This is a genomic window from Niveibacterium sp. 24ML (assembly GCF_026586805.1).
Taxonomy (GTDB): Bacteria; Pseudomonadota; Gammaproteobacteria; order Burkholderiales; family Rhodocyclaceae; genus Niveibacterium.
This window is the reverse complement of sequence record NZ_JAPFHA010000023.1, coordinates 1-22,699: the sequence shown is the minus strand read 5'-3', so window position 1 is coordinate 22,699 and position 22,699 is coordinate 1. Positions and strand designations below refer to the sequence as shown.

19 protein-coding genes are annotated in these 22,699 nt (G+C 66.1%); 13 read left to right on the top strand and 6 right to left on the bottom strand.

What is annotated here, in order from left to right; translation table 11 throughout:
* The first annotated feature begins 190 nt into the window (after positions 1–190).
* The 12 genes from OPU71_RS17145 (at position 191) to OPU71_RS17090 (ending at position 16,315) form a co-directional block, all read left to right on the top strand.
* Complete coding sequence (locus OPU71_RS17145) at positions 191–1,144, top strand: MBL fold metallo-hydrolase (RefSeq protein WP_267729282.1); 954 nt, start codon at positions 191–193, stop codon at positions 1,142–1,144.
* Positions 1,141–1,929, top strand: coding sequence for a tRNA threonylcarbamoyladenosine dehydratase (locus tag OPU71_RS17140; protein ID WP_267729281.1), 789 nt, complete (start codon positions 1,141–1,143; stop codon positions 1,927–1,929). Before OPU71_RS17145 ends, OPU71_RS17140 begins: the two co-directional genes overlap by 4 nt.
* Before the next feature lie 27 nt (positions 1,930–1,956).
* Positions 1,957–2,325 (top strand): sirohydrochlorin chelatase, encoded by a 369-nt coding sequence (locus OPU71_RS17135; protein ID WP_267729280.1) that lies wholly within the window; start codon positions 1,957–1,959, stop codon positions 2,323–2,325.
* Positions 2,326–2,458: 133 nt separating this feature from the next.
* Positions 2,459–6,673 (top strand): PAS domain S-box protein, encoded by a 4,215-nt coding sequence (locus tag OPU71_RS17130; RefSeq protein WP_267729279.1) that lies wholly within the window; start codon positions 2,459–2,461, stop codon positions 6,671–6,673.
* Positions 6,674–6,675: 2 nt separating this feature from the next.
* A complete protein-coding gene (locus OPU71_RS17125) occupies positions 6,676–7,584 on the top strand; it encodes a response regulator (RefSeq protein WP_267729278.1) in 909 nt (302 codons plus the stop codon).
* The gene (locus tag OPU71_RS17120; RefSeq protein ID WP_267729277.1) at positions 7,581–9,125 is read left to right on the top strand and encodes a SpoIIE family protein phosphatase; all 1,545 of its coding nucleotides are present in this window, start codon (positions 7,581–7,583) and stop codon (positions 9,123–9,125) included. Before OPU71_RS17125 ends, OPU71_RS17120 begins: the two co-directional genes overlap by 4 nt.
* A gap of 159 nt (positions 9,126–9,284) precedes the next feature.
* Complete coding sequence (locus OPU71_RS17115; RefSeq protein ID WP_267729276.1) at positions 9,285–11,678, top strand: sensor histidine kinase; 2,394 nt, start codon at positions 9,285–9,287, stop codon at positions 11,676–11,678.
* A gap of 68 nt (positions 11,679–11,746) precedes the next feature.
* Positions 11,747–12,325: an ANTAR domain-containing response regulator gene (locus OPU71_RS17110; protein WP_267729275.1), complete on the top strand. Its 579-nt coding sequence runs from the start codon at positions 11,747–11,749 to the stop codon at positions 12,323–12,325.
* Positions 12,326–12,779: 454 nt separating this feature from the next.
* Positions 12,780–14,036 (top strand): CmpA/NrtA family ABC transporter substrate-binding protein, encoded by a 1,257-nt coding sequence (locus OPU71_RS17105; RefSeq protein ID WP_267729274.1) that lies wholly within the window; start codon positions 12,780–12,782, stop codon positions 14,034–14,036.
* Between the two features lie 63 nt (positions 14,037–14,099).
* Positions 14,100–15,005: a nitrate ABC transporter permease gene (ntrB, locus tag OPU71_RS17100; RefSeq protein ID WP_267729273.1), complete on the top strand. Its 906-nt coding sequence runs from the start codon at positions 14,100–14,102 to the stop codon at positions 15,003–15,005.
* A 19-nt stretch (positions 15,006–15,024) separates the two neighbouring features.
* Positions 15,025–15,819: an ABC transporter ATP-binding protein gene (locus tag OPU71_RS17095; RefSeq protein WP_267729272.1), complete on the top strand. Its 795-nt coding sequence runs from the start codon at positions 15,025–15,027 to the stop codon at positions 15,817–15,819.
* 181 nt (positions 15,820–16,000) lie between these two features.
* Positions 16,001–16,315, top strand: coding sequence for a PilZ domain-containing protein (locus OPU71_RS17090; RefSeq protein WP_267729271.1), 315 nt, complete (start codon positions 16,001–16,003; stop codon positions 16,313–16,315).
* Here OPU71_RS17090 and OPU71_RS17085 read toward each other — a convergent pair.
* The 5 genes from OPU71_RS17085 to OPU71_RS17065 all read right to left on the bottom strand — a co-directional run bounded on the left by OPU71_RS17085 (position 16,290) and on the right by OPU71_RS17065 (position 20,556).
* A complete protein-coding gene (locus OPU71_RS17085) occupies positions 16,290–16,583 on the bottom strand; it encodes a hypothetical protein (RefSeq protein ID WP_267729270.1) in 294 nt (97 codons plus the stop codon). The two genes, OPU71_RS17090 and OPU71_RS17085, sit on opposite strands and share 26 nt — an antisense overlap.
* Before the next feature lie 56 nt (positions 16,584–16,639).
* Positions 16,640–17,059 carry a hypothetical protein gene (locus OPU71_RS17080; protein ID WP_267729269.1) on the bottom strand — a complete coding sequence of 140 codons (420 nt, stop codon included), beginning with the start codon at positions 17,057–17,059 and terminating at the stop codon, positions 16,640–16,642.
* A 23-nt stretch (positions 17,060–17,082) separates the two neighbouring features.
* The gene (locus tag OPU71_RS17075) at positions 17,083–18,312 is read right to left on the bottom strand and encodes a hypothetical protein (protein ID WP_267729268.1); all 1,230 of its coding nucleotides are present in this window, start codon (positions 18,310–18,312) and stop codon (positions 17,083–17,085) included.
* Positions 18,313–18,414: 102 nt separating this feature from the next.
* Positions 18,415–20,052, bottom strand: a complete 1,638-nt coding sequence (locus OPU71_RS17070) for an alpha-glucosidase (RefSeq protein WP_267729267.1) — start codon at positions 20,050–20,052, stop codon at positions 18,415–18,417.
* 3 nt (positions 20,053–20,055) lie between these two features.
* A complete protein-coding gene (locus tag OPU71_RS17065) occupies positions 20,056–20,556 on the bottom strand; it encodes an SRPBCC family protein (RefSeq protein WP_267729266.1) in 501 nt (166 codons plus the stop codon).
* 141 nt (positions 20,557–20,697) lie between these two features.
* Here OPU71_RS17065 and OPU71_RS17060 point away from each other — a divergent pair, with 141 nt between their 5' ends.
* The gene (locus tag OPU71_RS17060) at positions 20,698–21,507 is read left to right on the top strand and encodes a substrate-binding periplasmic protein (protein ID WP_267729265.1); all 810 of its coding nucleotides are present in this window, start codon (positions 20,698–20,700) and stop codon (positions 21,505–21,507) included.
* Positions 21,508–22,327: 820 nt separating this feature from the next.
* Here OPU71_RS17060 and OPU71_RS17055 read toward each other — a convergent pair.
* A partial coding sequence (locus OPU71_RS17055; RefSeq protein ID WP_267729264.1) for a transposase occupies positions 22,328–22,699 on the bottom strand: 372 nt, incomplete at its 5' end.

The window sequence follows — 22,699 nt, the reverse complement described above, 5'->3', positions numbered from 1 at the left end:
TTTGCGTCCGTGGCGCTGTGTCAGAGCCCGGCGCTGATTGGGTTTCATCTGCAGTCCTGCCTTGCGGGGTGTTGGCTGCATGTGGCGTTGATGCCGGAGTGGGATCTTAGCCGAGCCGGCGAGTCGGGCGACAGTTGTGGGGCGCTTGCGTCGGTAGAATTGCGACATCAGGGTTTGCGAGGCTTCCGAAATGTCATTCCTAACCGCGCAGGGGCAGGGCGTCTTCGCCATCGATTCGGGCTATGTGCGGCCGCTGCTCGACGCGATTCATCTTGTCGTGTCCGACGACGGCCGCGCCGCGCTGGTCGATACCGGCACCGTGCATGCGGTGCCGCGGGTGCTCGCCGCGCTCGCCGAGCTGCGCCTCGCGCCCGAAGCGGTGGACTGGATCTGCCTCACCCATGTGCATCTGGATCATGCCGGTGGCGCCGGTGCGCTGGCGGCGGTGCTGCCGAACGCCAGGCTGGCGGTGCATGCGCGCGGCTCGCGCCACATGGCCGATCCCTCCAAGCTCTGGGCCGGCACGGTGGCGGTGTACGGCAAAGACAATGCCGAGGCACTCTACGGCGAACTGATCGCGGTGCCCGAATCACGCATCGTCGAGGTGGGCGAGGGCGACACCGTGCGCTTCGGTTCGCGCGCCTTCCACGTGCTCGATACGCCCGGCCACGCCAAGCACCATGTCTGCTACCACGACCCGGCGAGCGAAGGCATCTTCACCGGCGACACTTTCGGCCTCACCTACCGCGAGATGGACGGCGCCGATGGCCGTGCCAACGTATTCGCCACCACCACGCCGGTGCATTTCGACCCCGATGCGCTGCACACCTCGATCAACCGGTTGATGGCGCTCCAGCCCGCCTGCATCTACCCCACCCACTACAGCCGCAGCGCCGATGTGCCGCGCTTGGGCGCCACGTTGCACCGGCTGATCGACGCGCATGTGCAGGCTTGCGAGGGCATCGACCCGGCCGCACCCGATGCGCATGCGCTGCTGGTAAAGCGGCTCGAACAGATTGCGCTGGCCGAGGCCGCCGCCGCCGGCTGGGGCGTGCAGGGCGAGGCCGCGCTGCAGTTGCTCGAAGGCGATCTGGACCTCAACGCACAAGGCTTGCTGGTATGGCTGCAAACACGAGCGCAATGAATACCGAATCACCCCTGCCGCAAACCGCGGCGCCCGATCTCGATCGCCGCTTCGGCGGCGTCGCCCGCCTCTACGGCGATGACGGGCGCGCGCGGCTTGCCGCCGCAAAGGTGTGCGTAATCGGCATCGGCGGCGTCGGTACTTGGGCAGTCGAAGCGCTTGCCCGCAGCGCGGTGGGCGCAATCACACTGATCGATCTGGACGTGATCGCCGAATCCAACTCCAACCGCCAACTGCACGCGCTCGACCCCGACTGGGGCCTCGCCAAGGTCGAGGCAATGGCGCGCCGCATCCGCGCGATCAACCCGAGCTGCCGCGTCAGCACGGTGGATGATTTCGTCACCGAAGACAACCTCGCCCAGCTCGTGACTGGTTTCGACTACGTGATCGATGCGATCGACAACGTGCGCGTCAAGACCGCGCTTGCCGCGCATTGCGTGGCGAAGAGCCTGCCGTTGGTGATCTGCGGCGCCGCCGGCGGGCAGATCGACCCGACGCGGGTGAGCGTCGAAGACCTCTCGCGCACCGTGCAGGATCCGCTGCTCGCCAAGGTGCGCGCCAACCTGCGCAAGCAACACGGCTTCACGCGCGATCCGAAAAAGAAGTTCGGCATTCGCGCGGTTTATTCCACCGAACCGCTACGCTACCCGGACGCCGCCTGCGCGCCTGATGCCGCAGCGCCGCAGGGCCTCAACTGCGCGGGTTTTGGCTCCAGCGTGTGCGTCACGGCCAGCTTTGGCTTCTTCGCCGCGGCCGAAGTCCTCAACGGGCTTGCGGTCCGCTAGTCCGAATCACCTTCCGGAGTCTCCAGCATGAGCACCGCCATCCTCCTGTTTGCCCACGGCGCCCGCGATCCGGAATGGGCGCGCCCGATCGAAAAGCTGGCCGATGCCATCCGCGCGCTGCGTCACGGCGTGACGGTGCAGCCCTGCTTCCTTGAATTCATGAGCCCCGATCTGGCGAGCGCGATCGACACGGTGATCGCCGCTGGCGCCAGCCGCGTCGAGGTGGTGCCGGTGTTCCTTGCGGCGGGCGGGCATGTGAAGCGCGATCTGCCGCAGATGCTCGATGCCGCGCGTGCGCGCCATCCGGGCGCCACGATTGTGCTGGCCGGCGTGCTGGGCGAGGCCGAGACGGTGATCGCCGCGATGGCCGCGCATGTGGTGGGCCTGGCCGCTTGAGCTTCTGAACACCTCACGCCCGCGCGCGTGTGGCGACCGCGCGTTGCCCTCAAGAGCGCCGCTGGGGTGCCGTTGACCCGTTCGGACACGCAGCGCTGCCAGCCTTTGGCGCGCGCATTCGAGGCGGGCGCATGTGATTGATCGCAGGCAAAACGGGTTCGGTGGGCGAGACGCCAGCGGCGGCGCAAAGCGCTCGCTGTGGCCGGCTGCCTGGCTGGCGCTGGCGGTTGCACTGCTGGGTAGTGCGCTGAGCGTGTGGGTCTGGCGCTCCGGTCTCGATGGGGAACGCCAGGCCTTCGAGCAGGGCTTCCATGCCACCGCGCAGGAAGTCATTACGCGCATGGATACCGATGTCAGTTCTGCGCTCACGCTCGGCCGCGCAATGGCTTCGACGGTGCGCCTGTTGCCGGCGCTCACGCCGCAGGCCTGGCAAACGCTGCTGCGCGATGTCCAGATCGATCAACTGGAGCCGCCGCGGGTGGCGGTGCTGCTGGTGAGCCTGGCCAACCCCGAGGCGGCCGACATGCAGGTGGTGTCCGCATACCGGCTCGATACCCAGCGCAGCACCGACGCCGCCCTGGACCCCTGGATGCTGCGCCTTGCGCAGACTGTTGCCGGGCGGGCTTTGCGCGATCGTGATGCGGCCGTGGCCAGTGGCGGCGACGGGCGGCCCGGCGGTAAGTCCTTGCTGGCACTGGCAACGCCGGTGTCCGATCAGTCAGTCTTGCTGCAGTTGATTGACGCACGGGCCTGGCTGGCCACGCGCGGCGCCATCCTCTCGCAGGACGCAGCGCTGCGTGCGATGGAAGTCCCCGGTAGCGGGCCGGCGGTGAGCATCGTTTCATCCCTGAACTATCCGGAGGATCCCGAATTCACCGAGGTCGGCGTGTTCGCCCAGGGCGATCAGCGCTGGGCTTTCGAGGTGGCTTCGCTCGCGCCGCCGCCGGGGCTTGTCCAGCGCGTGCATCTGCTGCTCTCCGGGCTTCTGCTCAGCAGCCTGCTGGCGGTGGGGGTCTTCACACAGGCAGCACGCAAGCGTTTGGCCGATCGACTGGCCTACCGGGTGCGGCGTGATCTGGCACTCAGCGAGGCGCGCTTCGAGCGTGCGCTGGCTGCCAGCCACGATGGCATCTGGGAGTACCGGCCCGGCGAGCGCACCTGCCTGCTTTCGGCCAACGCTTGCGAGTTCCTTGGGCTTACACCGCAAAGTGCCGGTTTTCCGCTGGCGCGACTGATGCGGTGTGTGGCCCGCGCCGATCGGCATGAGCTGTTTGCACGGTTGCGTGTCGCAGTGCGCGCTCGCGAACCCTTCGACCTTGAATGCCGGGTTCGTGCGGGCGATGGCGCGCAGCGCTGGGTGCGCATCCGGGGCGACCTGGGGGCCTTGCGGGCGAGCGGGCCGCAGACGGTGATCGGCGCGATATCCGATGTGAGCCTGTATCGCCGCCTGACCGAGCGTCTGGCGCAGGAGCAGGCGGCGCTGGCGCGTGTGCTCGATGTGGTGCCGGTGCCGATCTCGGTCAAGGGGCGCGCCGGCACGATCCTGCTCGTGAATGCCGCCTTTGAGCAGACCTTCGGGCTCACGCGCGATCGCCTGGTCGGCATGAAGGCCGCCGATCTCGATCTGGGGGCAGTAGCGCAGATGCTGGCGCAGGCTGACGCCGCGCTCAAGGATGTGGGTGATGCTACGGAGCTCAGGGCCTGGCTCGACCTGCCTGCTGGCAGGCGCCACTTCCGCATGGCGCGCTGCCTGTGTGCAGGCGGCGATGGCGCCGAACTGGTGGTGGGCGCCTACATCGACATCAGTGACGAAACCGCGGCAGAGGCGCGCCAGACCGCGTTCCGCAAATACCTGCAAGGCCTCATCAATGCCATGCCGCACGCCTTCTTCGTCAAGGATGCCGCTTCGCGTTTTGTTCTGGTCAATCCGGCCTTCTGTTCCTTGTACGAGCTCAAACCCGAAGAAGTGCTCGGCAAGACTTCGTTTGATGTTTTCGGGGACGCGGCGATTGCCCGCGTGCAGGTCGAACACGACCAGCGCGTGCTCGCTGGTGGCAGTATCGAAGGTGAGGAGCTGCGCTACACCACCCGCGCTGGCACACACCGCGTGATTCGCGTGCACAAGGCGCTGTGCGCCGATCAGGATGGGGCGCAACTGATCGCCGGCGTGGCGACCGACATCACCGACCTCGTTGCCGCGCAGGACGGCCAGCGCGAGGTGATTGAACGGCTCGATTCGCTCTATCGTAATGCGCCTTTCGGGCTTGCGCTGATCGAGTCGGACGGGCGCATTTTGCTTGCCAACCCGAGCTTTCGCCGCATGTTCGCCCTGGACGACGATTTCCTCCGCACCCGGCGTATCGGCGCCCTCAGCCCGCCCGCGCTGCGCGAAGCGCACCAGGCGAGATTCGCATCGCTGCTCGCAAGCGGGCGGCTTGCACCGTTCGAGACCCGTTACCGCGATGCCAAGGGCAATGAACTGGCGGTGCGCGTGGCCGGCGCGGCGGTCGGGCACAACGGGCAGGGCTATGGCTTGGCCTGGGGTATTGTCGAAGACATCAGTGACCGGGTGGCCGCCGCTGCGGCGCTGCAGGAGTCCGAACGACGCTGGCAGTTCGCGCTCGACGGCGCCGGCGACGGCGTCTGGGATTGGGATCTGGTGAGCGGACGGGTGTTCTTCTCACGCCAGTGGAAGGCAATGCTCGGCTATGACGAAGCCGAGGTTGGCGGACGGATCGAGGACTTCGCTTCGCGTGCACACCCGGATGATCTGGAGCCGTCGATGGCGCTTGTTCAGCAGCATCTGGATGGCCTCACGCCGATGTACCAGTGCGAGCTTCGCATGCGCTGCAAAGACGGCAGCTGGAAGTGGGTGCTCGATCGCGGCAAGGTCGTTGAACGTGATGAGCGCGGCAAGCCGCTACGGGTGATCGGCACTCATACCGACATCTCGGCGCGCAAACAGGCCGAGGCCGACTTGCGCCGCAGCGCGACCTTGCTGGGGGCGATCAGCGATGTGCAGGAAGCCTTCATCCGCGAATCGGATGCCGCGCGCGCCTTCGATGGCCTGCTGCAGCAGGTGCTGGCGATCAGTGACAGCAGTTTCGGCTTCATCGGCGAAGTGCTCTACGACGGCGAGCAGCCCTACCTGAAAACCAATGCCATCAGCAATATTGCCTGGGATGCGCAGACGCGCGCGTTCTACGCCGAGCACGCGCCCAGGGGCATGGAATTCCGCAATCTGAATACCTTGTTCGGCGCCGCGCTGCTGACCCGGCAGGTGGTGATTGCGAACGATCCGGCGAGTGATCCGCGCGCCGGTGGTTTGCCGGCCGGCCATCCGCCGCTGACGGCCTTCCTGGGTATGCCGGTGATGTACGGCGAACAACTCGTCGGCATGGTCGGGGTGGCGAATCGGCCTGGCGGCTACACCGATGCGCTGTGCGAAGACTTCCAGCCCTTGCTGCGCACCTTCGGCGAAATCATCTCTGCCCGCCGCACGGCGGCCGCGCGCCGCGCTGCCGAAGCCGAACTGGCACAGCACCGCGACAAACTGGCCGATCTGGTGCGCGAGCAGACGATCGACCTGATTGCCGCCAAGGAAGCCGCTGAAGCCGCCAATGAAGCCAAGGGCATGTTCCTCGCCAACATGAGCCACGAACTGCGCACCCCGCTGCATGCAGTGTTGTCGTTCTCGCGTCTGGGCGAAGGCAAGGTTGGCCGGGCTCAGGATGAGCGCCTGCGTGAGTACTTCCAGCGCATTACCACCAGCGGTGAGCGGCTGCTCAACCTGCTCAACGATCTGCTGGACCTCGCCAAGCTGGAGGCCGGGCACATGCAGATCGAGCCGCGCCCGGTCGAACTCTCGGCCCTGATCCGCGAGGTTCTCTCCGAATACGACGCCTGGTTTGCCGCCAAGCGGCTTGAGGTCGGGCTCACAACCGAATGCGCCGAGCTGCGCGCCTGGGCGGATGCGTTGCGCTTTGGCCAGGTGGTGCGCAACCTGTTGTCGAACGCGGTGAAGTTCACGCCGGAGGGGCGCCGGATCGAACTTGCCTTGTCGCACGCGAATTTGCACGGCACCGGGGGCGTTGAGCGGGCCGCGATCGAACTGGCGGTGAGCGATCAGGGCGTTGGCATTCCAGAGGACGAACTTGAAACCGTGTTCGACAAGTTCGTGCAGAGCAGCAAGACCCACACCGGCGCCGGCGGCACCGGCCTTGGCCTGGCGATCTGCCGCGAGATCGTTGCCGCGCACGGCGGCGTGATCTTTGCCCGCAACAACCCCGAGGGGGGCGCGCGATTCACTGTGCGCCTGCCCGCCGTAGAAGACCTACAAAAGGAGTAGTCATGCCGAGAGCGCGGATACTGGTGGTAGACGATGAGCCCTTCAATCTTGAGATCATCTGCGACTACCTTGAGGATTGCGACTACCAGCTCGACACGACGCAAAGCGGCGCAGAAGCGCTGGCCTGGCTGGAGGACGCCGGGCGTCACTACGATGTGCTGGTGCTCGATCGCATGATGCCCGACATCAGCGGCATGGAGGTGCTGCGTCAGGTCAAGCAGCACGAGCGCCTCAAGGCGATCCCGGTGATCATGCAGACGGCGGCTGCCACTCCCGATCAGGTGCGTGAAGGCCTGGCCGCTGGCGCGCATTACTACCTCACCAAGCCCTTCGAGGCCGATTCCTTGCAGGCGGTGATCCGCACCGCGCTCGACGACCAGCGGCGCAGGGCCGAGCTTTCCGCGCGTATCAACGAACACATTGTGGCCATGCAGATGATCGAGCGCGCCGAGTTTTCGGTGCGCTCGCTGGAAGAGGCGGCGGCGGTTGCCACCACGGCGGCGCTGGTCTGCCCGCGGCCGGAAGCGGTGGCCATGGGCCTTGCCGAACTTCTGGTGAACGGGGTAGAGCACGGCAATCTGGGGATCGACTTCGTCGCCAAGGGGGCGCTGAAGGAGTCCGGCACCTGGGCGGATGAGGTCAACCGCCGGCTTGCCTTGCCTGAGCACGCCGAAAAACGGGTGCGCCTGACCGTGGCCAAGGAAGGTGGCCGTTGGCACTTCCATGTACGCGACGACGGCCCCGGATTCGACTGGCAACGCTTCATCGAACTGGACCCGGCGCGCGCCTTCGCGCCCAACGGCCGCGGCATCGTGCTCGCGAAGCAGATTGCTTTCGATGAAGTGACTTACGCCGGCTCCGGCAACGAAGTCCACGCCTGGCTGGCGGCTAACACGGAGGGCACTGCATGAGCGCATCCGACACGACCTCGACGGCCGGCTTTCGCGTGCTGGTGGCGGACGATACGGCAGCTAACCGAACGCTGGTTCGCGCGTACCTGAGCCGCTTGGGTTTTGAAGTGCTGCTGGCTGAGGATGGCGCGCAGGCCCTCGAGCTCTTCGAACGGGAGCGGCCCGACATCGTCTTGATGGACGTGATGATGCCGGTGATGGACGGCCTCGAAGCCACCCGCCGTGTGCGTGCCAGCAAGCATGGGCGTGGCGTGCCGATCGTCATGCTCTCGGCGCTGGGCGCCGAGGGCGACGTGGTCGGTGGGCTCGATGCGGGGGCCGACGACTACCTCGTCAAGCCGCTGTCCTATCAGATCTTTGCGGCAAAAATGCGCACCGTGACCCGCGGCCTGCATCTGCAGCGGCAAAGCGATGCCGCGCTCGAAGAAGTGCGCGCGATCTCTTCGGCGATGAGCGACGGGCTGATGCTCTTCGATCCCGAAGGGCGGGTGGGCACGGTGAACCCGGCGGTGTGCGCGATGCTGGGGCGCGACGAAAGTGCGCTGGTCGGTTCGCTGGTGTTCGATCTGTTCCTGCCGCCGGGCGATCGCCTGCTGCGCAGCGTGGTGATGGCCAATCGCAGCGGTGCCGAGCAACGCCGCGCGCGCGAAGTGGCGGCGCTCAGTGCCGACGGCGTGGTGGTGCCGCTGGAACTGGTGCTATCGACCATGAACGCGTCGAACGGAATCATGTATCTGGCGGTCTTGCGCAACATCTCGGAGCGCAAGCAGGCCGAGCGCGAGCTGGCGGCCTACACGAACGAGCTCAAGCACTATCACGACGACGCCGAACGCGAGAACGGCCTTGCGCTTGAAATCCTCGAGCGGCAGATCCGCCGCGGCGGTCTCGACGACCCGACGCTTGCGCACAGCGTGGTGCCCGCGCAGCGCTTTTCGGGTGACGTGGTGCTCGCCCAGCGCGCGCCGGACGGGCGCCTGTTCGCCGTGCTGGCCGATGCCACCGGGCATGGTCTGGGTGCCGCAGTCAGCGTGTTGCCCGCGGTGGCGGAGTTCTACCGCGCGGTGGCCGCGTCCCCCAGCACTGCCGAGCTGGTGGCGCAGCTCAACCATGCGCTGTGCGAATCACTGCCGATCGGGCGTTTCGTGGCGGCGGCGCTGGTGTGTGTGGACCCGGCAACGCGGCAGGCGCATGTGTGGGTGGGCGGCACGCCCGAGGTGCTCAAGGTGGCTGCCGACGGCACGGTCGTGCAGCGCTTCGCATCGACCTCGCTGCCCTTGGGCATCGACAGCCTCACGCCCGAATCCGCCGAGTGTGAAAGCACGCTGCTGGGGCCGGGTGAACAGATCCTGATTTTCTCTGATGGCTTGCTCGAGGCCGTGGGGGAAGACGGTTCGCACTTCGGCTACGAAGGGGTGGAGCGTGCCTTGCGCGGCGCGGCGGCGGATCAGCGTGTTGCCGCGCTGGTGCAGGCAGCGGCCGCGCACTGCGGTGGCGGTTCGCCGCATGACGATCTCTCGCTGCTCTTGATCAGCGCCGGATGAGGCCGGCCCGCGCGGGCGCCGGATCGGTCCTGGTCCGGCCTTGCAGTTTGCCGGCGTGCCTGACCAGCGCTGCGCGGCGCATGCGCGGGTTACCACAGCTTGACGGGCATCGCATCGGGATTACTACTATCATCGCCGCATGACTCCACCCGTCTGCCCATGTTTGGCTTGATCGAACGCCTTTCGCGCTGGCTTGACCCGTGGACCAGCTCGCGTGCCGAGTGGTTTGTCGGCTTCGGTGGCCTCGCGGTCGTTCTGCTGGCGCTCTTTGTTGCCTGGCAGCCCTTCAATGAAGCGCGCCAGATGCGCGAGCGCGAGGCGCTTGCCAGCGTGGGGCGCGCCACCGCCGAAGTGCAGCAACGCGTGTTGCGCGCGCTGGATCTGACCGACTACGTGCTTGAGCGCACCGCCCGGCGTGGCGGCGAGGCCAGCTTGCCGGCGCCTCACGAATTCCCGCTGGGGGATCTGGCGAGCCTGCTGGGCAAGCCCTTCGTCCTCGACCAGGCCCGCCTTTGGGGTGAGGCCAAGCTCGATGCGCCGGATGCCCTGCCGCCCGGTGAGTCCCTGCTCGACGCCAAGGGCGGTGAGCTCAATCTCTTGTTAGGGGCGCAGCAGCGCATCTTTGCGGTGCGCGTCTGGCGTGCGGCGGGCGAGGGCAATGCCCAGGCGCGCGGCGCAGCGGTTGAATTGATGCGGCCACAACTGGCAAAGCTGCTTTCGGTGGATCCGCCGCAGAAGTGGCGGACTGCGATGCTGGCCGACCGCACCGGCCGCGTGCTGCTCGCCGATGGCGAGGCGGTGACGCTGCCTTCCAGCGTGCTGACTGCGATTGCCAGCGGGCTTGAAACCGAGATCGGCAGTGACACGGACGGGCGCCTTTTCGGCGTCCGGCAGCTGGCACAACTGCCGCTGTGGGTCGTTGTTGCGCTCGATGCGGAACGCTCGCGCAGTGCGGTGGAGTTGCCTAGCCGCGCGCAGGGCATGGGCTTGATCCTGCTGGCAGTATTTGTGCTGGCAGTCACGCTGATGCTGATGGGGGCAACCCGTTCGATGCGGCATGCGCGCCTGCGTGCCGACCAGCAAGCGGCACTGTTTGAAGCCTCGCCCGATCCGATGATGCTGGTGCGTCAGGAAATTGATGGCGGCTTCATCTGCGAGCGCAGCAACCCGTCGGCGCGGCGCATTTTCGGGGGCGAGGCGCTTGCGGGCGGCGCGCCGGTTTCAAAGCTGCTGGCCGGGGAAACCCTGCGCCGCGCACTGGAGCAGGCCGCGCGTCATCGCCACGACAGCCAGCGGGTGTTCAACCTGAGCGTGCCGCTGGCGCGCGCGGACGCCCAGGTGGAAATCAAGGTCATCGAGTTGCCTGCGTCCGACGATAGCCGCCCCCGCTTTGCCATCATCGGCCGCGAGTTGACCGCCCAGCGCGAGGCGGAATGGGCGCTGCGCGTGCGATCGCTGCAGATGGAAGCGATCATTGATTCAGCGATGGATGCAGTGCTGATCACCGACTCGGACCGCCGGGTGGTCATGTACAACAAGGCCGCCGAACGGATGTTCGGCTATACGGCCGACGAAATCATCGGGCAGGACGTGCTGCGCTTGCTGCCCGAACGCTACCGTGATGTGCCGGCCGCCAAGATCATGCTGCAGGCGCGGCGTCGGGCCAGTTGGCGCTTGCGCGGCGGAGCCCGCCCCTTGCTCGGGTGCCGCGCCGATGGCGATGAATTCCCGGTCGAGCTGGCCTTGTCGCGCGTCGAACTGGGCGACCGCACCTTGTACACCCTGATCCTGCGCGACATCACCGAGCAGGTGGGGGCCGAACTGGAAATCAACGTGCTCAATGCCTCGCTCGAACAGCGTGTGAATGAACGCACCGCCGAACTGCAGCGTGCCTATCGCGAGATGGAGGCCTTCTCCTACTCGGTTTCGCACGATCTGCGCGCGCCGCTGCGGGCGATTCACGGCTACACCTTCCTGTTGCAGGATGGCGAGGGCGATCGCCTCTCGGCCGAGGGGCGCGGCCTGCTTGACCGGGTGATGAACGCCTCGGTCCGCATGGGTGAGCTGATCGACGATTTTCTCGATTTTTCGCGCATCGGGCGTGCCGAGCTGACACGCCAGAAGGTCGACATGGGGCGCCTGGTGGCCGAAGTGGTGGCCGATCTGCGCGGGCCTTACCTGGATGTGCGTGTGTCCGTGGGCCTGTTGCCGCCGGCTTATGGCGATCCGCGCTTGCTGCGGCATGTGTGGAGCAACCTGATCGGCAATGCGCTGAAGTTTTCGTCACACACACCGGAACCCCGCGTGCACATCGGCGTTACCCAGCGCGACGGACGCGCCTGGTACTTCGTATCGGACAACGGCGTGGGCTTCGACATGAACTACGCCGACAAGCTGTTCGGCGTTTTTCAACGCCTGCATTCCTCGCGCGAGTTCGAAGGCACCGGCATCGGTCTGGCCATCGTCAAACGGGTTGTCGAGCGGCACCATGGCGCGGTGCACGCCGAAGGTGCGCCGGGCCAGGGCGCCACGCTGTCGTTCTGGCTGCCCTGAGCCTCAACTTGGTGCGCTGGCACGGCGATTGCATTGCGTGCTTCCCGAATGCCACGGCCGGTTGATACATGCTTCGAGTCCTGATCGTCGACGAATCCAAGGAGCGCGCGCTGGATCTATGCCAGGGTGTGGCGGCCGCCGGGCATCTGGTTGCCGCCGTCTTGCCGGATGCGGCCGCGCTGGCCGAGCGGGTGCAGGAGATCAAGCCCGATGCGATCCTGATCAGCACCGAATCGCCCAGCCGCGACACGCTGGAACATCTGGCAACGCTGGATCGCGATTATCCACGGCCGGTGATCGTGTTTGCCGGCGATGACGACGAATCCATCATCCGGCGTGCGATGCGGGCCGGCGTGTCCGCCTATGTGGTCGACGGGCTCGCCCCCGAGCGGATTGAGCCTTTGATGAAAGTGGCCGTCGCGCGATTCGAGGAATTCCAGTCATTGCGCCGCGAGCGCGACGACGCCGAGCGCAAGCTCTCTGACCGCATTGCCGTGGATCGCGCCAAGGGCATCCTGATGAAGGCGCGCGGCCTGTCGGAAGACGAGGCCTACCACGCCTTGCGCAAGCTCGCGATGGAGCGCGGCCGCCGCATCGGCGAGATCGCGCAAGACGTGATCGAGTCCGCCAAGCTGCTGATCGGTTAATGCGCAGCGGCGATTGCGCCGCGTTCAGCGCCGCAGGCACCCCGCCCAGCTGTGCGTTGCTCCTTCTGCACCAAGACTGTGCGATGTCCGGGTGATTGCTGCTGCACTAGCACTGCTGTGGTGCGGCATTCATCCGGTGCGCCGCGGGCGTGGCTTGCACCGCCCAAGTGCTGAACTCCCCCCCGCCAGCCCTCAAGCGCCCCGCTTAAAGCCTGCTCCGCCGCACTGCGCGTTCATAAAGTCAAATAAAAACAGAAGCTTGCGATATCTGGCATGGCCGTTGCGATGGCTTTTGCAAGGCGATCGCCAATGGCGGTGATCGCAGCGAAGCTTGCCCTGCCAAAGACGGCGCGCAGCTCGCAATGGACAACGGCGTCCCCCGAGCGTGCCAAGCACGCACGGCGGGCGCCTTTTTGTTTTGCTGATTCCTGAACCTAGCTGCGGAGAGACCACCATGATCGATCGCCCCTCGGACAACGAACTGAGCCGTCGCGGCTTCCTGCGTCAAACCCTGGCCCTCGGTGGCGCGGCCGCCGCCGCGAGCGTGGTGCCTTTCAACGGCGCTTGGGCGGCCGGCTCTGACGCGCCCGAGAAGAAGGAAGTGCGCATCGGTTTCATCCCGCTGACGGACTGCGCCTCGGTCGTGATGGCTGCGGTGCAGAAGTTCGACGAAAAGTACGGCATCAAGATCATCGCCACCAAAGAGGCTTCGTGGGCCTCGGTGCGCGACAAGCTGGTCAACGGCGAGCTGGATGCCGCGCATGTGCTCTACGGCTTGGTGTACGGCGTGCATCTGGGCATCGGCGGCCCGAAGAAAGACATGGCGGTGCTCGCCACGCTCAACCACAACGGCCAGGCGATCACGCTGGCGAACAAGTTCCGCGACATGGGCGTGACCGATGGCGCAGGCCTCGCCAAGGCGGTGGCCGCCAAGCCCGGTGAATACACCTTCGCGCAGACCTTCCCGACCGGCACCCACGCGATGTGGCTGTACTACTGGCTTGCTGCACAGGGCGTGAACCCGATGAAGGATGTGAAGGTCATCACCGTGCCGCCGCCGCAGATGGTGGCCAACATGCGCGTGGGCAACATGGACGGCTTCTGCGTCGGCGAGCCCTGGAACAACCGCGCGATCATGGACAAGATCGGCTTCACCGCGGTGACCACGCAGGACATCTGGACCGATCACCCGGAGAAGGTGCTCGGCACCACCGCCGAGTTCGTGCAGAAGAACCCGAACACCGCGCGTGCGATGACCGCCGCGATCCTTGACGCCGGCCGCTGGATCGATGCCTCGCTGCTCAACCGCCGCAAGACGGCCGAGACGATTGCGCAGAAGTCCTATGTGAACACCGACATGGACGTGATCCTTGAACGCATGCTGGGCCGCTACCAGAACGGGCTGGGCAAGAGCTGGGACGACAAGAACCACATGAAGTTCTTCAACGACGGCGCGGTGAACTATCCCTACCTGTCAGACGGCATGTGGTTCCTCACCCAGCACAAGCGCTGGGGCCTGCTCAAGGGCGATGTGGATTACGCCGGCGTGGCCAAGGCGATCAACCGTCTCGACATCTACAAGCAAGCGGCCACCGCGGCCGGCGTGGCGCTGCCCAAGAGCGAGATGCGCAGCAGCAAGCTGATCGACGGTGTGGTGTGGGACGGCAAAGACCCGAAGAAGTACGCCGACAGCTTCAAGGTCAAGGCCTGATCGTTTGAACCGCGGCGCGCACCGGGCGCGCCGCATGCAAGCCCCTGAATCGAGGAGAGACACATGAGCGCACTGACACTGTCCGCCAGCCCCGCCCATGCGGGCGCGCCCCCGGCCGCCGAAAAGCCGGCCGCTGCCAACGAAGTAAGCACCCCGGCGCGCCCGGAAAAGCCGCAACGCGAACCGCTGCGGCCAAAACTCCGCGCGGCGGCCAAGCGCGTGATACCGCCGGTGATGGGCGTCGCGCTCATGCTGGGCATCTGGGCCATCGTCGCGATGAAGGCCAGCGGCATTCCGAGCCCGCTGCAAACCTGGGACGCGGCCGTGACCCTGTTTGCCGACCCCTTCTACCGCAATGGCCCGAACGATCAGGGGATTGGCTGGAACGTGCTCTCGTCCTTGCAGCGGGTGGGCATCGGCTTCGGTTTTGCGGCGCTGATCGGCATCCCGGCCGGCTTCCTGCTCGGGCGCTTCACCTTCCTGACCAATATGTTCGATCCGATCATTTCGCTGCTGCGCCCGGTCAGCCCGCTGGCCTGGCTGCCGATCGGCCTGCTGGTGTTCCAGAAGGCCGACCCGGCCGCGACCTGGACGATCTTCATCTGTTCGATCTGGCCGATGATCCTGAACACCGCGCAGGGTGTGCAGCGCGTGCCGCAGGACTACATGAACGTGGCGCGCGTGCTCAACCTTTCGGAGTGGAAGATCATCACCAAGATCCTCTTCCCGGCGGTACTGCCTTACATGCTGACCGGCATCCGGCTCTCGATCGGCACCGCCTGGCTGGTGATCGTGGCGGCCGAAATGCTCACCGGTGGCGTGGGGATCGGCTTCTGGGTGTGGGACGAGTGGAACAACCTGAAGGTCGAGCACATCGTCATCGCGATCTTCGTGATCGGCATCGTCGGTCTGCTTCTTGAACAGGCGCTGCTGCTGCTGGCCAAGCGCTTCTCGTACGGCAACAACTGAGCCACACCGGAGCCCAATCATGAGCAAACCCATGGTGATCGTCGAGAACGTCGGAATGGCGTTCGATACCAAGAGTGGCCGCTTTACCGCGCTGCGCGACATCGACCTGCAGATTGCCGAAGGCGAATTCGTCTCGCTGATCGGCCACTCGGGCTGTGGCAAGAGCACGCTGCTGAACCTGATTGCCGGCCTCACGCTGCCCACGTCCGGCAACGTGATCTGTGCCGGGCGTGAGGTGGCAGGCCCCGGCCCCGAGCGGGCGGTGGTGTTCCAGAACCATTCGCTGCTGCCCTGGCTGACCTGCTTCGAGAACGTCTACCTTGGGGTCGAGCGGGTGTTCGGTTCGCGTGAGCGCAATGGCAAGCTCAAGCTGCGCACCGAGGCGGCGCTTGAGATGGTGCACATGGACCACGCGATGCATAAGTATCCGCATGAGATCTCGGGCGGTATGAAGCAGCGTGTGGGCATCGCCCGAGCCTTCGCGATGGAGCCGAAAGTGCTGCTGATGGACGAGCCTTTCGGCGCGCTCGACGCACTCACCCGCGCCAGCCTGCAGGACGAACTGATCGGCGTGATGGGCAAGACCGGCGCCACCGTGGTGATGGTGACGCACGACGTGGACGAAGCGGTGCTGCTCTCTGACCGCGTGGTGATGATGACCAACGGCCCGGCCGCGACGATCGGCGAGATCCTCGACGTGAAGCTCGCCAAGCCGCGTAACCGCCTGGAGCTGGCGCACGACGCGCAGTTCGTCGATTGCCGTGCGGCGATCCTGGAGTTTCTGTACCAGAAGCAGATGAAGAAGGCCGCCTGAGTTCGCGCCGGACTCGACCCCTGAAGGCCCACGGCACTGTCGTGGGCCTTTTTTCTGCCTCTTTGTGTTTTGTCGGCGTGTCGGCCCCTGCCGTCGCGGTGCGCTTCGGGTAACCTAGCGGCACAAGAAATGTGCCGCGCCCGCCACGCGCGCAGCGGCCGCACAGGGAGCAGACAAAGCAATGAACAATGGTTTCGGCGATCGCGAACGCCGCACCGCGGTGCGCATTCCGCTCGGCAGTGAGGCCTTCATCCAGCCCACCCCGCCGCACCCGCCGCGCAAGGCTCGCTGCGTTGATCTGAGCGTCGATGGCATGACATTGCACACGGTGTACGTGCCCCGGCCAGATGAGATCTTCGAGGTGATCGTGCGCCCGCACGACGGCCCCCTCGCCGCCAGCCCGATGCATGTGCGCGCGCAGGTGCGGCGTTGTTTCCCGGTGAATGGTTCGCAGATCTACGAAGTGGGCGTCAAGATCCTGGAAGTCTTGAAGTAGCCGCCTGCTCACCCCAGCGGTGGAGGATGCGCGCGATGTCGCCGCGCTGGCGCAGCATGTCGACGGCACGGTTCAGTTGCACCTGCGCGGCCTGCGGCAACATTTGCGACGGCCCGTGTGAAGGGGGCGACCGAATGTTGATCGCCAGGCCGGATGCCGCGGCGATTACACGGACCACGTCGACATACGCGCCGGCGGGCTCATTCTTGCGGACAAAGCTGTAAGGCGGGGCTTCGAGCTGCGCGGCGTCGATCGCCAGACCGGGCATGGGTGTCCGCGCCGCAAGCAGGCATGCCGGGCGGAGGCGTGTGATCAGCGGCCGGATCAAGGGAAGGTGAAGAGCACCCGGGTGCCCGGCGGAACGGACGAGGCGGCAACATAGCCCAGCGTGCCGGGGCGCTCGATCACCCGGCGGCCGACTTCGCTGGCCGGCAGTTCGGGCGGCGGCCGCCCTTGCGCCGAGAACACCACCCGCGCCCAGTAGGCGCGGACCCGGTTGCCGTTCATGCCGGCCACGCCGGTGTAGAAAATGTCGCGCGCTTGCTTATCGGCGTTGTCCACCGCGAGCAGCGTGTGCTCGCCGGCCTGGATCTGCTTGCGCCCGAGGAAGAGCTCGCGCACATCGGCGGCACTCAGTTGGTTGATCGCCACCGATGCGCTGACGATCACCGCCACCCGTTCTTCGCCCGTGGTTGCCGCGCTCGCCGCCAGGGCCGCGTTGGCCCAGAGCAAGCTGGCTGACAACAGGAGTCCGAATCCGGCGCGCATCAGAAGACGAAGTCCAGGTTAAGGGTGAACAGGCGCTCGGACTTGGGGGATTCGCGCGAATACCCCGGCCCGATGTTGCCTTGCAGGCCGGTGCCGCCAGACGCGGGGCGGACCCATTCGATGGCCCCCTTGAGCATGGCGCGATCGAACAATTCCACATTCACGCCCAAGGTCGCCGAGCGTTGATCGCTATGCTGGTTTCGGTATAGCACCCGCAGCAGGGCTTCGGCGGCGGGGATGCCAGAGCGGATTTTCTGGCCGTGCGTCCAGCGTTCGGCCAGCATCAGGTAGGGCAGGGCGCGCCCGAAGCGGTGGCCGGCTTGCAGATAGGCGCCGCTGCGGTCGATCAGGATGCTGTCGTTCCAGGCGCGCGCCCATTCGGCCTGGACGAACCAGGTCTCGCTGTCGTAGGCCAGCCCAAGCGCCAGCGCGGTGTTCGGCTTGTCGTCGACGATGGCCGCTTCGCCGGCCGCCGGGTCCAGCTTTGCCAGCAGTTGCAGTGCCTGCCCCACGACGCCGCTGGGTGCAAACGTGACCCGGTTGTGCGCGAGCGAGGCCGATGCCAGCCAGCTGCCGGCTTCCCACTGGGCGCGCAGGAATCCCCCGCGATAGACGATCTCATCCGAGGCGCCGGCGGTTGAGGCCACCGCGCCGCTGGTGACTTCCCCGCCGCCGGCGCGGATCATCAGGCGCCCGTCGCGCAGCGGCATCTGCCAGCTCAGATCGGCACCGTCGAGCCGGGTGGTCGGCTGTACGCCATAAACTTCGCGCGGTGGGCGCGGCCAGGCGTTGGCAAAACGCACATAGCGATAGTCGGTGGCAAGGAAGGTCGATGACTGAAAGCGGCCGACGCGCAGCGCGAGCTGATCGCTCGCCTCCCAGCGCAGGCTGCCCACGCTCACGCGCGGGTCCCAGTTTCCCTCGGGCAGGTATTCAGACAGCACCTGAAGCGTGGCCGACAACTGCGGCAGGATCTGTGCATCCAGTTGCACGCCAAGGTTCGAATCCAGACTGCCGCTGGTCTCACCGGTGCGGCCGGGGCCGTCTGGCTGTTGTGTGCCCACGTAGTCGGCCACTTCCGAGCTGTACGCCGAAAAGCCCGCGGTGCCAAAGCCCGATACCCTGAACCGCTCACCGAACCCCGCTTGTGCCGCGCTTTCATCCTGCGCCGCCGCATGCCCGATCGGGCCGAGCAGGGCCACAGCGAGGCAGGCGAAACGGAGGCACACGGTGGTGGGCATCGGGGTGGGCAGGCCGATTCGGGTGGGCGATGTCGCGGTTAACGGCGAATTGGCCGGCAAGTTGAGAGAAGGCCACCCCCCGTGTCGGTGCTAGATCAGGATGCGCGCCTCCCAGGCTGCGAGCGTCTCCGCGGCGCGATCGGCCGTATTGCCTAAAACGCACGAAAGCGTGCCGAACTCGGCCGGCAGCGCTTGCGCCGTAGCACTGAAGTTCAGCGCGATCACACAGCGCGATGACGGGGTGGCGCGCTCGAACAACCAAAGCGCAGGGTGTTCGGCGTCCAGCAGCCGATAGTGCCCGCACGTCAGCGCGGGGGTTTGCGCTCGCAGCGCGATCAGGCGGCGGGTGTAGTGCAGCACCGAATCGGGCTCGGCCTCGGCCGCCGCCACGTTGTGATCGGCGTAATCCGGGTTGGGCGCGATCCAGGGCGGGGCGCTGCTGAAGCCGGCGTTCGGCGCGGCCGACCATTGCATCGGCGTGCGCGCGTTGTCGCGGCTCTTCTTGCGGATCATCGCCAGCGCGGTGGCCGCATCGAGCCCGCGCTCACCCGTGAGCCAGCGCCACGCGTTGAGGGTTTCGATGTCGCGGTAATCGTCGATCGAATCGAAGGCGACATTGGCCATCCCGATTTCGTCGCCCTGGTAGATGAAGGGTGTGCCTTTCAAGGTGAGCAGCAGGGTCATCAGCAGCATGGCGGATTCGCGCCGGTAGCGGACGTCATCGCCGTAGCGGGACACCGTGCGCGGCTGGTCGTGGTTGCCCAGGTAGAGGCTGTTCCAGCCATGCGCTTCCATGCCCGCTTGCCAGCGCGACAGCGTGGCGCGCAGCGCCGGCATCGTCATCGGCGTGCTGTCCCACTTGCTGGCGCCGGGCGCGTGGTCGAGGTCGACATGCTCGAAGTGGAACTGCATGTCGAGCAGCGGCGCGCGTTCGTCGGTGATCTCGCGCGCGAGATCCAGCGGCATGCCGGGCGTCTCGCCAATCGTCACCAGATCGGTGCCGGCAAAGACTTCGTGCCGCATCTCGGCGAGGTAGTCGCGCAGCCGCGGGCCGTTGAGCGCGCGATCCATGCCGCCCTCGTTGCCGCCTTGCCCCAAGCCATCGGGCTTGGAGATCAGGTTGATCACGTCCATGCGGAAGCCGTCGATGCCCAGCGCCACCCAGCGCTGCATCATCGCGAACAGGGCATCCCGAAATTGCGGGTTCGCCCAGTTCAGATCCGGCTGCTTGCGGGTGAACAGGTGCAGGTAGTACTCGCCGCTCGCTTCGTCCAATTCCCAGGCCGGGCCGCCGAACACCGATTGCCAGTCATTCGGCGGGCCGCCGTCCGCCGCGGGCGGGCGCCAGATGTACCAGTCGCGCTTGTCCGAATCCTTCGCGGCGCGCGATTCGACGAACCACGCGTGTTCGTCCGAGCTGTGGTTCGCAACCAGATCCATCACCAGCCGGATGCCGCGCGCGTGCAGGCCGTCGCGCAGCGCGGCCCAATCCTCCAGCGTGCCGAACTCTGGCTGGATCGCTTCGTAGTCCGAGATGTCGTAGCCGTTGTCGTCGTTCGGCGAGGCATACACCGGGCACAGCCACAGCATGCCGATGCCAAGGCTGGCGAGGTAGTCGAGCTTGGAAATGATGCCGCGCAGGTCGCCCACGCCGTCGCCGTTGCTGTCGCAGAAGCTGCGCGGGTAAATCTGGTAAGCGACGCAGGTTTTCCACCAGGGCAGGGTCATCGCTCAAGCCTGCTGGCGCTTCATCAGCGCAATGAGTTGATCGAGTGCCTTGCCCCAGCCTTCTGCAAAGCCCATCGCGGCATGGGCCTGGCAGTCGGCAGCGGTTGCATGGCGGGCGAGGGCGCGGTAGCGGGTGCCATGGCCTTCGGGCGTGAGCGTGATCTCGGCGGTGATTACCGGGCCGCCGGCCGAAGTGTCGGCCGGGCGGTAGTCCGGCCCCAGCGCGTTAGTCCACACCAGGCGCTGGTTCGGCTCAATCGCGAGGTAGCAACCCTCGTGCGGGAAAGTCTGCCCCTCGGGCGAGCGCATCACGGTGTAGAAGCGCCCGCCTGGGCGCAGGTCGATCTCGCTGGCGATGGTTTCCCACGGCGCGGGCGTGAACCACTGGGTGATCAGTGTCGGCGTCGTCCAGGCCCGCCAGATCGCCGCCGGCGGCAGATCAACGACGCGCTCGAACACCAGATCGAGGGCTTGGCTTTGGGTTTCGGGGGCGTTGCTCGGCATCGGGGTGTCCTTGCTCAAGGGTGAGGCAGGCCTTACTCTCAGCGTGGCTCCCGGTGCAGTCAAGGCGTTCGTCTCCCCGCAGGCAATGCGCCGCGAAGTGAGCCATACTGAATGCATAAAACCGCAGAGGCGGATCATCCAGTGAATCAACTTCGTCGGATTCTGCTGCTGGCCTTGGGCTCCCTCGCGCTGTTGTCAGGGGTTGCGCACGCTGACCCTCTCTGCCCCCGCCCGCTGCGGCTGGCGTATTCGATGCTGCCGCCCTTGTACTACCAGGATGAACAAGGCGAGGGGCGTGGCATCGAGGTGGACTTGGCGCAGGCCTTGTCGCACCGAACCGGCTGCACCTTCCTGCCGACTTATGAATCGCGGATTCGCCTGTGGGCGGCCTTCGATGCCTCGCAAGTGGATATCTCGCTGTCAGGTGTTGCCACCGCAGAGCGTGAGCGATTCGCGGTGTTCCTGCCGTATCTGCACTTGCGCAACGTGCTGCTGTTGCGCAACGCCGCGCGCAGCCCGGCGCCGGCGAGCCCCAACCCGATGAACGACCCGGAAACCACCCTCGCCGTGACGCGCGGTTTTCACTACGGCCCGTTCTGGGAGCCCTGGATCAGCCAGGTTCAGTCGCGCGGGTTGGTAAGCCAGGTCGCCGAAGAAGGCGACGCCGTGCGCCTGGTGGCGATCGGTCGTGCGGATACGACGATCGTGCGTGAGATCGCTTGGTCTTACTACGCCAGCCAGTACAGCGACCGGCCGCTGCGCAAGCTCGACGTGGGCGCAACCGCCGGCGTGATGTCGGTGGTGCTGTCGCGCAAGACCCTCGACCCCGCCGTCCACAAGGCCATAGCCAAAGCCTTGTCAGAGATGAAGGCAGATGGAAGCCTGCTGCGCATCCTGCAGAAACACCTGCCTGCAGAACTGGCGGACAAGGTGATCGACGGCGGGCAGTGAGCTTAGCGAAGCTCCTCGCGTGGGCGGCTTGACGCGTCGGCTTGCGATTGGCGGGGTCGCAATGCGAGCGCAGTGCCGCTCAAGCCGGGTCCCGCCGTGAGCGGAAACCCGGCCAACGCACCGTCGGAAGGTGCCTTACTCGATTCTTGCGCCTTGGGCTTCGCTGTGCTCAGCCCAACCTACGCAACCGCGGGGAGCTAAGCATCGGTGGAAGCCCCCACAGCCCCAGGCGACCAGAGACCGCGGCTCAATCTCGCCCTAAACGTTGGTCGTGTTTGGCCAGCGCAAGGTAAATGATTGGACTGCAGGCGAGCCAGACCCCAACGAATATCCAAATAGCAAAGTCCCCTGCGCGGATGCCGCAATGACCAAGTATTGCTGTAATTATTCCAGCCCAAGGGCCAGCCAGACAAAACGCAAACGCTGCGCGGCGGGTTGTTTTCACGTAATTCTTCCGACAACTGAATCCTCCGGGACTCCGGGGTCAGGACTCCCATGTTACAGAGGACGGTCCTGATGCCGCTTGGGCTAAGCGCAGCGATGCCCAACTCCTTCTCGAATACCGCCACTTCGCAGAGACCTGTCAGCAAGAAGCCAGCATACGGTGGGCTGACTGGGTAGAGTGGGAGTCTGTCTCGCGAGCCAAGCGCCGGTCTTGTTGCCTTAGCAGGCCGATGCAAAACGCTGAGAAGCCGCGCCAGCCCTCGCCTCCTGGATTTGGTTTGCCATGACTTCAATCCCGGAATTGGATTCCCAATTCACTTTCGATGCCCATCCAATAGGTCGGAGAAAGGGTTCTGACCCGATTCCGGGTGCCGCGTCATGCCGCGCTCCCCGCCGTTTGCATTTTCGCGATGCGCAGCAAGTTGTACGCCGCCGCCGACAGGTAGGCGGCGATCTGGGTTCGGGCTTGGCCGATGAAGCGCGTCTTTCTCACCCCGCCGACGGTCTTGAGCCAGCCGAAGATTTCCTCGATGCGCTTTCGCTTGCGCTGGCTGACCTTGTAACCGTCGCTACCGGTGGTACGTCGGTCGAGCCCCGGTGTCTGACGCCCGTCGATGCGCGCGATATGCGGCTTGATTCGGTGTTCGCGCAGGTGCGCAACGAAGTCCTTCACGTGGTAGCCCTTGTCGGCCCCCAATGTTTTGGGATGCATCTTCCTGCGTCGGGCGCGGGTGAGCAGTTGGCGCGC

Excerpts from the sequence above, each read along its gene's own strand:
- OPU71_RS17145 (WP_267729282.1), top strand. The coding sequence starts at position 191 with ATGTCATTCCTAACCGCGCAGGGGCAGGGCGTCTTCGCCATCGATTCG.
- OPU71_RS17140 (WP_267729281.1), top strand. The coding sequence starts at position 1,141 with ATGAATACCGAATCACCCCTGCCGCAAACCGCGGCGCCCGATCTCGAT.
- OPU71_RS17135 (WP_267729280.1), top strand. The coding sequence starts at position 1,957 with ATGAGCACCGCCATCCTCCTGTTTGCCCACGGCGCCCGCGATCCGGAA.
- OPU71_RS17125 (WP_267729278.1), top strand. The coding sequence starts at position 6,676 with ATGCCGAGAGCGCGGATACTGGTGGTAGACGATGAGCCCTTCAATCTT.
- OPU71_RS17120 (WP_267729277.1), top strand. The coding sequence starts at position 7,581 with ATGAGCGCATCCGACACGACCTCGACGGCCGGCTTTCGCGTGCTGGTG.
- OPU71_RS17115 (WP_267729276.1), top strand. The coding sequence starts at position 9,285 with ATGTTTGGCTTGATCGAACGCCTTTCGCGCTGGCTTGACCCGTGGACC.
- OPU71_RS17110 (WP_267729275.1), top strand. The coding sequence starts at position 11,747 with ATGCTTCGAGTCCTGATCGTCGACGAATCCAAGGAGCGCGCGCTGGAT.
- OPU71_RS17105 (WP_267729274.1), top strand. The coding sequence starts at position 12,780 with ATGATCGATCGCCCCTCGGACAACGAACTGAGCCGTCGCGGCTTCCTG.
- ntrB (WP_267729273.1), top strand. The coding sequence starts at position 14,100 with ATGAGCGCACTGACACTGTCCGCCAGCCCCGCCCATGCGGGCGCGCCC.
- OPU71_RS17095 (WP_267729272.1), top strand. The coding sequence starts at position 15,025 with ATGAGCAAACCCATGGTGATCGTCGAGAACGTCGGAATGGCGTTCGAT.
- OPU71_RS17090 (WP_267729271.1), top strand. The coding sequence starts at position 16,001 with ATGAACAATGGTTTCGGCGATCGCGAACGCCGCACCGCGGTGCGCATT.
- OPU71_RS17085 (WP_267729270.1), bottom strand. The coding sequence starts at position 16,583 with ATGCCCGGTCTGGCGATCGACGCCGCGCAGCTCGAAGCCCCGCCTTAC.
- OPU71_RS17070 (WP_267729267.1), bottom strand. The coding sequence starts at position 20,052 with ATGACCCTGCCCTGGTGGAAAACCTGCGTCGCTTACCAGATTTACCCG.
- OPU71_RS17065 (WP_267729266.1), bottom strand. The coding sequence starts at position 20,556 with ATGCCGAGCAACGCCCCCGAAACCCAAAGCCAAGCCCTCGATCTGGTG.